The sequence below is a fragment of the Paraburkholderia ribeironis genome (assembly GCF_900019265.1).
In the GTDB taxonomy this organism is placed as follows: Bacteria; Pseudomonadota; Gammaproteobacteria; order Burkholderiales; family Burkholderiaceae; genus Paraburkholderia; species Paraburkholderia ribeironis.
In genome coordinates, this window is the sequence record NZ_CYGX02000051.1 from 48,846 (window position 1) to 60,341 (window position 11,496).

12 protein-coding genes and 2 pseudogenes are annotated in these 11,496 nt (G+C 58.5%); 8 read left to right on the top strand and 6 right to left on the bottom strand.

Annotated features, from left to right (window positions below; genetic code table 11):
• Positions 1 to 9 precede the first annotated feature (9 nt).
• Positions 10 to 2,019 carry an EscV/YscV/HrcV family type III secretion system export apparatus protein gene (locus BN2475_RS22905; RefSeq protein WP_245841505.1) on the bottom strand — a complete coding sequence of 670 codons (2,010 nt, stop codon included), beginning with the start codon at positions 2,017 to 2,019 and terminating at the stop codon, positions 10 to 12.
• Between BN2475_RS22905 and BN2475_RS35710 the strand changes: the two genes are divergently transcribed.
• A complete protein-coding gene (locus BN2475_RS35710; protein WP_245841508.1) occupies positions 1,922 to 2,149 on the top strand; it encodes a hypothetical protein in 228 nt (75 codons plus the stop codon). The genes BN2475_RS22905 and BN2475_RS35710 overlap by 98 nt on opposite strands.
• Here BN2475_RS35710 and sctW read toward each other — a convergent pair.
• From sctW to BN2475_RS22920, 3 genes are all read right to left on the bottom strand, one after another.
• Positions 2,143 to 3,258, bottom strand: coding sequence for a type III secretion system gatekeeper subunit SctW (gene sctW, locus BN2475_RS22910; protein ID WP_094781773.1), 1,116 nt, complete (start codon positions 3,256 to 3,258; stop codon positions 2,143 to 2,145). The two genes, BN2475_RS35710 and sctW, sit on opposite strands and share 7 nt — an antisense overlap.
• On the bottom strand, positions 3,258 to 5,105 hold the full coding sequence (sctC, locus tag BN2475_RS22915; protein ID WP_425435561.1) for a type III secretion system outer membrane ring subunit SctC: 1,848 nt from the start codon (positions 5,103 to 5,105) through the stop codon (positions 3,258 to 3,260). The genes sctW and sctC overlap by 1 nt, the downstream gene beginning before the upstream one ends.
• Positions 5,106 to 5,275: 170 nt before the next feature.
• Entirely contained in the window at positions 5,276 to 6,076 is an 801-nt protein-coding gene (locus BN2475_RS22920) for a helix-turn-helix domain-containing protein (RefSeq protein ID WP_281254260.1), read from the bottom strand.
• 258 nt (positions 6,077 to 6,334) lie between these two features.
• Between BN2475_RS22920 and BN2475_RS22925 the strand changes: the two genes are divergently transcribed.
• From BN2475_RS22925 to BN2475_RS22955, 7 genes are read left to right on the top strand one after another with little or no spacing between them, the layout of a single operon-like run.
• Positions 6,335 to 7,585 (top strand): PrgH/EprH family type III secretion apparatus protein, encoded by a 1,251-nt coding sequence (locus BN2475_RS22925; protein ID WP_094781776.1) that lies wholly within the window; start codon positions 6,335 to 6,337, stop codon positions 7,583 to 7,585.
• Complete coding sequence (locus BN2475_RS22930; protein WP_094781777.1) at positions 7,582 to 7,839, top strand: type III secretion system needle complex protein; 258 nt, start codon at positions 7,582 to 7,584, stop codon at positions 7,837 to 7,839. Before BN2475_RS22925 ends, BN2475_RS22930 begins: the two co-directional genes overlap by 4 nt.
• Positions 7,840 to 7,874: 35 nt before the next feature.
• On the top strand, positions 7,875 to 8,180 hold the full coding sequence (sctI, locus tag BN2475_RS22935; protein WP_094781778.1) for a type III secretion system inner rod subunit SctI: 306 nt from the start codon (positions 7,875 to 7,877) through the stop codon (positions 8,178 to 8,180).
• Complete coding sequence (gene sctJ / locus BN2475_RS22940) at positions 8,180 to 8,989, top strand: type III secretion system inner membrane ring lipoprotein SctJ (protein ID WP_094781779.1); 810 nt, start codon at positions 8,180 to 8,182, stop codon at positions 8,987 to 8,989. The genes sctI and sctJ overlap by 1 nt, the downstream gene beginning before the upstream one ends.
• The gene (locus BN2475_RS22945) at positions 8,986 to 9,639 is read left to right on the top strand and encodes a type III secretion apparatus protein OrgA/MxiK (protein ID WP_094781780.1); all 654 of its coding nucleotides are present in this window, start codon (positions 8,986 to 8,988) and stop codon (positions 9,637 to 9,639) included. Before sctJ ends, BN2475_RS22945 begins: the two co-directional genes overlap by 4 nt.
• Positions 9,608 to 10,351, top strand: coding sequence for a hypothetical protein (locus tag BN2475_RS22950; RefSeq protein ID WP_094781781.1), 744 nt, complete (start codon positions 9,608 to 9,610; stop codon positions 10,349 to 10,351). The genes BN2475_RS22945 and BN2475_RS22950 overlap by 32 nt, the downstream gene beginning before the upstream one ends.
• Positions 10,323 to 10,571 (top strand): hypothetical protein, encoded by a 249-nt coding sequence (locus tag BN2475_RS22955; RefSeq protein WP_143325854.1) that lies wholly within the window; start codon positions 10,323 to 10,325, stop codon positions 10,569 to 10,571. The genes BN2475_RS22950 and BN2475_RS22955 overlap by 29 nt, the downstream gene beginning before the upstream one ends.
• On the opposite strand, the pseudogene BN2475_RS22960 reads toward BN2475_RS22955, so the two are convergent.
• A pseudogene (locus BN2475_RS22960) lies at positions 10,539 to 10,934 on the bottom strand (transposase); the annotation flags it as partial. The gene BN2475_RS22955 and the pseudogene BN2475_RS22960 sit on opposite strands and share 33 nt — an antisense overlap.
• A gap of 39 nt (positions 10,935 to 10,973) precedes the next feature.
• Positions 10,974 to 11,496: pseudogene (locus BN2475_RS22965) on the bottom strand (transposase family protein); the annotation flags it as partial.

The following is an 11,496-nucleotide window of genomic DNA, read 5'->3' on the forward strand; positions in this document are numbered from 1 at the left end:
CTCACTTTCTCAAATTGTCTCTAGTACGTCGATTGCAACTCCGTCGGCCACTTCGCCGAACGAAAGCACCTCGAGATCCGGAAATCGGCTTTCGACGAGCCGCTTGACGAAGCGCCGGATCTCCATGGAGGTCAGCAGCACGACATCGCGCGGCGAATACCCGACCCGCTGCAACTGGAGCGATAGCCAATCTAGCAATCGCTCACTGTCAGTAGGTTCAAGATTCAAATAGACGCCGGTCGACGTTTGCCGAACAGCTTTGTTCACCATCTCTTCAACGTCCGCGGAGAGCAGGAGCGTGTTAAGGCGGTGTCCCAACGCGAAGCGATTCGTAATATAGCGGGCAAGCGCGATACGAACGTGCTCAACGAGAATCAGCGTATCCTTTTCCTTCGGACCCCATTGCGCGAGCGCCTCAAGAATTAGCTTCATGTTGCGCACGGAGATGCGCTCCCCAAGGAGCCGCTGTAGCACTTCCGAGACGCACTGCGCAGATGCATGTCGGTAGGTTTCCTTAAGCAAATCGGGATACTTCTTCCCCATGTCGTCAAGCAGACGCTTGCTTTCCTGAATCCCAAAGAATTCCTTGACGTTGCGCAGAACCAGCGTGAGGAACTGTCCGTAGAGGTCGTCTATGGCCGACCGCACGTGCACATCCATCTTCTCGAGCCCCGACACGTCCTGCTGTCGCACCCACCTCGCGTGGCCGCCCGCCCCATCCGGCAGCATCACGACGTCGAGCGGCAAGCCGTCGAGCATAAGCGTCGATCCGATGACGCGCATGCGATTGAAATCGATCGAGAATGTGGCCGCGCGAATCTCGTTGATCATGACGGCGACGTCAGTCTCGCTCAGATCCGGGGAATAACTGACATGAATCTGTGGCAGACGCAGGCCCATGTCAATGAACGCGCGTCGGCGCATCGTGTCGATCACCCGTTCCTTTTCGAACAGCGGCTTCACTCGCTCGGACACCGTTATTATGAGCGGCACCGTTTCGGGAATGAGCTTGTCGATGTCGACCTGCTTGTGTGCGTCGCCCTCACCGTCCTTAACGCCGCACGAGAGCGCCCCAGCGAGTCCCCCGCCGGCCCCACCGCCTACCACGTCCTTGCCGCGGCCTTGCAGTCGCATGTGCACATGTATGCCAGCAAGCGCGGCCGCGATGACGCCGAATACGGGCAGCGGGAAGCCGGGCAGCAAACCGATGCAGATCGAGAGTGCGGCCGTCACCGTGAGCACAAACGGATTTGAAAATAGCTCGCCGACGATCCCGGCACCGAGGTTCTTGTCGCTTCCTCCCACTCGCGTCACGATAAAGCCGGCTGCAATCGCGATGAGAAGTGCAGGAATCTGCGCAACCAATCCGTCGCCGATCGTGAGAATGGTGTAGGTCCTCAATGCTTCGGACATCGACATCCCGTGCTGCGCGACACCCACCGAGATCCCGCCAATCAGGTTGACGAAGATCACTATGATGCCGGCTATGGCATCGCCCTTGATGAACTTCATCGCGCCATCGAATGAGCCGTACAACTGGCTCTCACGTTCGAGGTCAGTACGGCGCTTCTTTACGCCGTCGTTATCGATGATGCCGGCTTTCAGGTCCGCATCGACGCTCATCTGCTTGCCAGGCATGGCATCGAGCGAAAAACGCGCGGCCACTTCCGCGACACGCTCAGAGCCTTTTGTGATCACGATGAACTGCACGATCGTCACGATCGCGAACACGACGAAACCGACGACGGGGTTGTCGCCGATCACGAACTCGCCGAAGGTCGTGATGATCTTACCGCCCTGAGCTTCGAGCAGAATCAGGCGACTTGTGCTGATCGACAGTGCGAGCCGAAACATCGTCGTAATCAGCAAAATCGACGGGAAGGTCGAAAACTCGAGAATGTTGACGACGTAGAAAGAGCCCATGAACACGAGCAGCGCCATGACGATGTTGAACCCGATCAACAAGTCAAGCACGTACGCGGGCAGCGGTACGATCAGCATCCCGATGACGAGCACCATCACGAACAGCACGATGAGTTCAGGGCGGGGTTGGCTCCCAGCCAATATGGCCTTAAGCGTGGTTCGAAAAGTGATCCAAGGCATAAACTTGAAGCTGTTGGCAGCGTTTCATCCTGAGGCCGGTCAATGAGGGCGGTGGGTGCGATCACGAGGCGCTCGCCTGCGCTCCGATCTGTACAACCTGTCGTTCATGGCCTGCATGATCGAGATCAAAGCATGGCGGGCACTGACCTCCGAGTAAAGGCCGATCGGTACGCTGGCGAAGCCGCGCAAGACAAGCTGCATTAGTCGCGAGCGCGATGTTGGATCGAGCCGCACAATCACCGGGCCAAGAGCGTTGAGCAAGACGCACTCAATTTCGAGCGGATGCTTCAAGCCTTCTAGCATCAGTTGCAGCGCGCATTCCTCCGTTACCAGTCGGTCGCAAGAATCGGCGTCATCAATTACCTTATCGACGAAAAGTTCGTCCGCCGACGAGAGCATGCGCACGTTGCGCACCGTGGCGATCAGCGGGCCGAACTCGGCGGCACAGCCATAGCTGGGATCGAGCGACTGCATATCGTAGGCCAGCGCCGCGCTCACATATTCCATGATCCACTTGCGCTTGCCCGCCCCGAACTGTTCGATCCAGTCCTCGTAGACCACCAGGTAGCTGTCCTGGAAGTCGAGGAACTGACGATAGAGCTTTCGCAGTTGCGCGGGATCGAGCTGCATGCGCTTGCCGAACACCTTAGCCTTCAGCGCCGCGTTGATGCCGGCCTTAATCTGCTTGTGATTACCGCCGCGCATTATTTCGTCCAGCGCCTTGTCGACGATATGGACATTGTCGCCGCCAAGCGTTTTGCGGTGACGCAGCTCGTGAAACGCGAGCAGAAGATCGCTGTCGTCGCGAAAGCGCCCCCGTGCCTCGCGAATCAGCGTGGTTACGCTCACCTTGCTGCCCCTGAGCATCTGCACGAGATCGTCCAGTTTTTCCTCGACGTCCGAGTCCAAAATGCGCTCGAAGTCCTCGCTACGGCGAGCCTTGCGCTCGTATACACGCAGGCGCCCGAACTGAGCCATCATGTCGCCGGCGTTGTCCGCGACTTCGGCCATCTCGGCCTGGATGTCCGGCGCCGGCGTCATCGCGACGCCCTCCGGTCCGGTGTCGCGCAAGAGTTCCGTGTCGAACCGCGATTGCAATTCCTGGGTCGCGCGAAGAGCGCGTGCGAACGATGAACCGCCAATGATTGTGACCATCACTGCTTGTCCAGGTAGGATTGCAGAAGGTGGACGGTGGCGCGCAGCGTCTGATTGCTGGACACGTCGCCCGACTCCCAGCTCTGACCGTCGTTCCATCTCACACCGGGGCCAAGCGGCTTTGGCTGAATCAAGAACACGCGCACAACTTGCTCGTGCCGCACGGTGTGGCCGCGGAAAAGCGCGCCGATCAATGGAATGGAAGCGAGACCTGGAATGCGGTAGTCCTGACGATTGACGTTGTCGCGTGTGTTGCCGCCGATGAGCAAGCTCATCTCAACCGGCACGCGAGCCACCGTGTTGATCCTCGTTCTACTCACGAGCGGCAGCGTGGCATTAGTGTCGCCCGACGGCGAATTCGCGTTGCCGTCCTCTACATTGATGTCCATCTCCACCTGCGAGCCGTCCTTCGTCAGGCGGGGCAGCACGTTGATCATGGTACCGTAGGTCACGTGACTGAGCTGGGCCGTGCGCTCGCCGATCAGTTTCGCGTAAAAAGTCTGGTTGCTGTCGAATGTCGCCTTCACGTTCTCCTGCGTAAGCAACACTGGACGAGATACGACCATCGCATCACCCTTTTGGCTCAGCCCCGCCACAGAGGCGAGAAACTGCGCGCCGTCGAGCGTGGTAAAGTTTCGCGAATCGTTCAGGCCGACGGAAAAATTGCCCGCTCCCACCTTGCCCTGCCAATTCAAGCCCAGCTCGTTCAGGCAGCTTTTCTTGATGTCGATGATCCATAGGGATAGTTCAATCTGGCGCTTAGCCACATCCAGCGAATCGATGAGCACCTCCATGTTGACCACCTTGTCCATCGGTCCAGCCAGCACAATGCTGTTGGTGCCCGGAAACGCCACGGCCCGCACGCCGTCGGCCGCGCTGACCGCCATGCCGGGCGGAGCGCCCAGCGCAGCAATCTGCGGAACCGAGGCGTGTGGGGAACTCGAATCGGGGGGAGGCAACGCGGCACTCATCGAAAACGGCACATTCACCATTGGATTGACGTTGGTGTTCGCGTTTGCTATCGCAGCAGTCGGCGTCGTCGCAGCCGGCCGCTCGGCGGCACTTGATACGAGGCGCGGATTGCCTCCGCCTCCATAGATCTGCGTCAGGACCGTCGCCATGCCAGGGATATCCACTTGGCGGTCTCGCAGATCGTAGGTGCGGTCTTCGACGAAGCTGTTCTGCAGGCGGACAACCTTGACGACTTGTTTCTCCGTCTCGTTGTTCAGATGCAGTTGATCAAGGTACCTGGCCGCCGCCGTCACCAGGTTGACGTAGATCGGCGCGCCGGTTACGTAAAATGTGCCGCCCAGATCGGCCCCTCGAATCGGAAAGCGCGAATCATAAAGATCCGTCGCACGCGCGAAGGTACGAAGACTCTGTACCGTTGCCTGCTGCATCGACACCATGGCGTTTTTTATCTCGGAGTTGTCATAGAGGTAGATCGCGGAGCCGTCGTCGTACCAGAGAAGCGCCATGCGGTCGCTCAGTTGCCGTAGAAGCGCGCGCGGGTGCGCTAGGTCAAACTCGCCCGTGACCCGCTTTTTGCGCACCTTCTCACTCGCGACGATGGGCCGGTTCATCTGGCCAGACAGCGCGTTGAGCAGTGTTTCGCTGCTGACGTCGTTGGCTACGAAGTTCGACTCGGATTCGCTCTTATCGGTGACGGGCAAATCTCCGCGCTGGGCGCTACTTGATTCGGAGGGGGCGGGTTGCACGTTGCCCATTGCAACGGGCAACGTCTGCGCGCGGGACGTCGATTCTGCTTGGAGCACGGGCTGCAGCCGTGCCGCATCAGCCGCAGCGGACTGTGTCGCCGCAATGCCGTCGGCTGAGGAGTGTCCCATGGTACCGTTGCCAAGGGGCGCCAATCTTGACATTGCCACGCCCGAGGAAACCGCGTCGTCCCCGGCTCCAACAAACGCCTCTGGCCTCGCTTGTGCGGCGCGCAGCGTGAGCAATGACATCATCAGTACAGCAGACCACTTTGCCGCATGGTCATTCATCGTCACATTCCTCATGTTCTGCGCCTGACCTGGCGCGGTGAAAAGCCAAACAGATTCTTGATTTCTCTCGAAAAGTGGGACGACGACGAAAAGCCATGCCTGCTCGCGAGGTCAGTGAAGCTCTCGCTGCCCTCCACCACATCTAGCACGGCCATCGCCGCGCGCCATTGCCGCAGTTCAAGCTTGAGACCCTTGCCCAACGCCTGTCGGCACAGACGCCTGAAATGCGATGCTGAGACGCCGTATCGCTGGCTCAATGCGGCAATTGACGTAATGCCGGCACTCTCATCGAGTAAAAAACGCACCAGCCCGTATGTTTCCTGCGCGCGCAGAAAATCGAACAACGGTACGTCGCGAGGATCCCACCTGACGGCCCGACCGATCAGCCAGGGTTCGAAGTTCCATACAGTCAAATCGCCAGGAGTATCAATAACCACCTCACGCTGCCGGCTTTTCCCCGCAGTAAAGGGAAGGGCGGTTTGACGATTCCGTTCCAGAAAGACAAGGAGTTTCGCTGCTTCGCAAAGCGAAATCTTGTGAAATCTCCACGGGCCCTCTGTCGATACGACCTTTACGCCCGCCGTGGTGGCAACCAAAGTCGTTTGGCCTGCGGCGATCGTCAAAGGGTTACTCCTATCGCCGATTACCACCTCCATCGAAGTGCGGCCGACCACTGGTTTCAGCAACCAGATAGACGAGCCCGAAAGCGACTTGCATTCGCCCGGTGACACTACAGAAGACTCAGACGTTACAAATCCATTAGCCACCACACCGCCCTCGATGTGTACAACGACATAGTTGAACCAGACCAATCTCTACACTCTTTCATCCTATTCTTGTGACGCCTTTCGATCAATGAAAAGTCCTGGAAATCATGTGTTTTCAGAAATTGATCACGAGCGCACCGATTTGGAGCGCCAATTTCATAATTAAATCAGATTGACCAATGGAATTTTTCATGCCATGAAATACCCGCGGGCGGTATACTGAAAGCAGTCTATTCCCGTTACCGTCACGATATAAGGCGGCAGATCTCAATACATCGACAGCATAATTAGGCGATCATATAGATGAGTGAAATCGACTATTATGACCAGGCATATCATCTTCGAATATTGTTCGGCCCCCTATTTGGAACTGATATCGAATTACCTTGTGACGAAGTGTTCTTCTGCGTTGGGGGGGATGTCGGAGACAGCAAGAACGAAGCGATCTCGCATTCGCTCCACCGAGCGACAAATACGCTATATATACCTTATCGATCGGGCGCCCCCAATTTCCGATTGCGCATTACTTCGCGACGCAATCGGACCATCAAGCCGAACAACGAAGTTGATTGCCAAAACGACAACGCGGATTTTTCCGTCGATTTTGTCTCGCCTGATGGCGGCAAGGCACTGCGTCATAAGTTCAACCGTATTTGCCGACACGGCGATATCCACTTCGCGGTTAAACCGGCGTGCGACGCGTGGAGTGACGAGATAAATAATTTCACCGACCAGCCGGAATCCTTACGGTATCACCACCGAGCGAACGCAGGCAAAGGAAAGTGGTTTTCCCGTTTCAAGATCGGCGCTGTACTCATTGCGGGCGCCGCCGCGATGGCCGCGGTCTGCTGGCAGGTGAACGAGTATCTGAACACGCATAGGCTGGCACGCGCGAGCCGTCTTCTTGCAGACGCGCCGACACGCAACGACGTGCTGGCCGGACGCGACGGAAGAATTTATGTCGTAAGCGCCACGCTCGACGGTCTGGATTGGGACAGGCAGGCGGTTCGCAAGGCGGTGCCGTCGGAGCCCATCCGGATCGTTTCGGCGCCAGGCGAGCGGCTGCGTCTTGAGCATGCCCTTGATGCGCAAGGCGTCGATTTTGTCACCGTGCGGATGGATGAGCCGCAGTGTCCGGTGCTGTTGCTCGATGGGAACATCAGCCAGGCCGCACGTGACGAGGCCGTCGGCATATTGAAGAAGACCGCCCCTTACGTCCAGCAAGTGCAATTGCAGTACCCGAGCGTAGGCGCTATCGAGACGGATGCGCGCAATGAGTTGCAGAAAGCGGGGGTGCACTATCGCCAGCTGGGCCGTCCGCGCGGGAGCACGTTCGAAGTCGCCGGCGCAATCAACGACGGGGAACTCGCCGCTTTGCAAAACCTCATTTCCTCATTCAATGGTAGATGGGGCACGCGTCGCGTCGATTTCAAGATCGCGATGCGGACGGACTGGCTGAATGGCAAAACATACCGGGAAGGCGATGAGGGCTATGTGCTGGTCAATCACGCGTCCTGGTACTTCCCTCAACATCTGGATGGAGGTCGACGATGACCAGCTATATCCCCGGCACAAACTATTATGGCTATCTCGAAAACGTCAGCGCCGGCTTCGACACAGGCATCGATGACCTCGGCGATCAGTTGAAGACTGCGATGACTAATTTACAGCAGCACCCGTCCGATCCGACGTACCTCACGCAGTACCAAGCCGTGCTGTCCGAATATAACCTGTACCGCAATGCACAGAGCAGCGCGGTGAAGGCCCTCAAGGATATCGACTCAGCCATCATCGCCAACTACCGCTGACATGCACATCGAGGCGTTCAATCGCCTTCAAGCCCATGGACATCACCGACATTCAAGCCGCATCCAGGATGCGAACTCTCGGCGAGATTGAAGCGGATGGGGAGCCCCAGACGCTTGGCGATCTCTTGAGAAGTGCACTCGTCGAAGCAAACCGCAAGGCAAGTGCTGATAGCGCCCAGATCGACGCTCGTATCGCCGATTTTGGGACTTTCGGCGATCCGAAGCAGCTCTTCGCGCTGCAAACCGATCTCGCTAACTACAACATCTACGTATCTCTAGTCAGTACCCTCACTCGCAAGGCCGTATCTGCAGTAGAAACACTTGTAAAAGCGCAATCGTGATGAAATACCCCGTAGCTTTAAAGGTGTTACCGGCATTGCTTATTCTGTCGGCCTGCTATCAACCGGAGCTGCTTGCAGACCTGTCGGAGCAGCAGGCCAACGAAATCGTTGCTGTGCTTCAAGCGCACAACCTATCGGCCGATAAACAGGATCAGGGTAAAATGAAGTTCGCCGTGGCCGTCGGGCAGACGGATTTTCCGGCAGCCGTCGATCTGCTTCAAAAATACGCCCTGCCCACGGCGCCGCGCGTCGAAGTGGCTCATGCGTTTCCGGCCGACACGTTCGTCGGATCTCCCATGGCAGAGCAAGTCCGGCTGCTGTCGGCTGTCGAGCAGCGGCTCGAGCAGAATCTCGCTGCAATGAACAACGTCGCACGCGCCCACGTTCAGGTTAGCTATCCGCTAAAACCAAACGACGAGGACGGCAAGGGCGAACGTCCCGTGCACGTCGCCGTGCTGCTCACCTATCGCAACGCGGCGAACCGAGACTTGCTCGTGAGCGAAGTGAAGCGCTTCATCAAGAACAGTTTCGCGAATATCGATTACGACAACATCTCCGTCATTCTCTATGAGGCACCGTCCGTGTCCGGCATGCTGATCGCCCAGCCCGCGGCGAGCAGCCACAACACATGGCTCTATCCGCTGCTGGCGATCCCTGCCGTCATTGGGGCGGCAGGCGGCGGACTGATCCTCTTTCTGCGCAAGCGCCGTCAAGCTCCGGATGTGTCAGAGCCCGATTCCGACAGCCGTGCTCCCCAAGCCGACGATATGGAGCCGACGCTGTCAAACAAGGCATCGGCTCCTTTATGACAGCAAGCCGCGAAACCGCAAGCGACGGCGTCCTCAAGGAACAAGGAAGTTCGCGAGGTCACGCCGTGAATCACTCCGCGCTAATGGGGATCATGTATGGGCCGTACGACTATGTACACCCCGATCGTCGTCGTGCAGATGGCGTCGCACTAGATCAACTGCCGCGCAGCATCGCGAACCAGTTGCTGATCGAACGCCATGCGCTGGACACGCGCATCAATTTCGCGCTCCCAGACGATCCGTATTTGCAACGCTGCGTGGCGCACTGGTCCCGTCTGCCGCGCATCTGCTTTCTGATGGGCGTTCGGCGACTGCGAGCGACGCTTGTCGAACAACGGCGATATCTGCGCCTCGATCCGCTAGCGCAACGCTTTGCGTCTGTGCCGGTAGCCGTCGATGTGGCTATATCCGAGGATCCGGAGCCGGACGACACCGATGTCCTCGCCGCCGGAATGGCCACGATGTCTGTTGCGCTGCGACGCTTGCCGAAGCCGCTCCTGCCACGCCTGGCGCTGCTCTTCCCGCAAAGGTTCGAGCTCGAGCTTTGGAAGCGGCTTGAACACCAGGCAGAGTTGGCCGGCATTTGGAACCCTTCGCTCTTCATTTTCGCGGTAAGCCATGCCCTTCTCGAGCCTGCATCATTATCCTGACACTCTCGCCGCCGAGGCCGGCGTGCTGATCAAGCGCAAGCCGCTCGCGCAGGTGGCCCGCGCCGAAGGCCTGATGCGGGAGGCGAAGCGCCGCACGCAGGAACTTGTGCGCTCGGCCATCGATGAGGCCGAGGCCTGCCGCCAGCAAGCCGCCCGCGATGGCCACACCGCCGGATTCGTGCTGATGGCCGAGCAACTCGCCGACTACATCGCACAGTCGAGGCAACTGCAAATGACGTTGCGAGAACAGGTCGTCCGCGAAGTGCAGGCGTCACTGCAGCAACTTATCGGCGAACCGGAGTTCCTCCTGCGGCTTGCCGAGGCATTCGCGAACGGCAAGCGCGGCTGTGCCGATGTGCCAGTACGCGTATCCGTGCCCAACCATGCGAAGCGAATCGTGTCGGCCGTGCGGGAGCGCCTTGCCCGAAGCTATCCGGACGTGGAGGTGTCGTGCCGCGATATCGATGCCTTCACCGTCGAGTGGGGCGAGGAGATCCTGCGGTTCAACTCCTTCGACGTGGCGCAGCGGCTGAGCGCGGCCTCGCTCGCGTCATGCGCCTCAGCGGCCGATGCGATCAATCACGATGCACTTGCGCGCAAAGTGTTGGGCAACGCTTTGGGACGGCTCAGCTCGGATGGCGCCGATGATATGGCGCATAACGTTACACACGAGGACAACTTCGATGATTCAGAACATCACGTCCACAATTGACCTTCACGTCTTGCAACACGAAAACAAGATGGAGATGGAGTTGGCGTCGGCCGACTTGACCCTCGCCATGGGTCCAGACTACAACAAAGCCAAGGTGCGACAAGCGCTCGAGACGTTCGGGATCCAACAATTGAAGGACACGATATTGCAAGAAGCACTCTTTCCCGATCCGGACGATCCGAGCGCGTCACCGTCGCTTGATCCGATCGGCGACAACTGATAAGCGCTCACGCATATTGACGGTCGCGTCCTCGTTGACCTGCTGAAAGGCGTTTATGCAGCAGGCGATTTTCATGAAGGCTTCATGGATGAATGCAAGACGTTCGAAGCGGATGCGCAGTCGTCGAAAGTTGTGAAGCCATGAAATGGTGCGCTCGACAACCCAGCGTGTTTTGCCCAGTCCGCTGCCGTGTCGGTGGCCGCGTCGGGCGATTTCAGTCACGATGCCGGCTGCGTGTAACGGACGGCGGTATTTGTCGTGATCGTAGTCCCGGTCGCCCTGGACTATGCGGGGCTTCGAAAGCGGCCGGCTGCGCTTGCCAGCAATGGGCGGGATGGCGTCAACCAGTGAGTGAAGCTGGGTAGTCGGCCCTGAACAATTCGTTTTGTCGCCCCGATGAAGCTATGCCGCCGATGGCGCAGCGCTTTTGGCGTTGAGCAACGCGACGAGAATCAGGGCGCAAAAAAGCCGCAGTTTGCGCAGGATCATCCGCAGATTGTGGCCGGCGCCGCACAGTACCGCATGAATTGCATCGTCCAACGAGCCCTTGAGCCAATTCCGAGAGCTTGCCGTCGGCCTTAATGTGTCCGATGGCCGGCTCGATTGCGCTACGGCGCCTGATCATTGCTCCTAGGCCGCATGTGATACCGCGTCGCAGTCCTGGCTGATAGACCTTCGCGCATTCGAGCGCTACGCCCTTTTAGCCGCGATCGACGACGGCAATCTCCGGTTATACGTCGCTCAAGATCGCTGCTTGCTCCAACGCTTCGGCCAGCGTGTGCCCGTCGTACGGATTACCCGGCATCGAGCGCATGCCAACTACGAGTCCTTCCTTGTGGGTCGTCGTGATCGACACCTTCACGCCGAACTCGTACGGCTTGCGAGCCTTGCCTTTGGCCAGGCATTCGACTTCCGGCGCATGCAG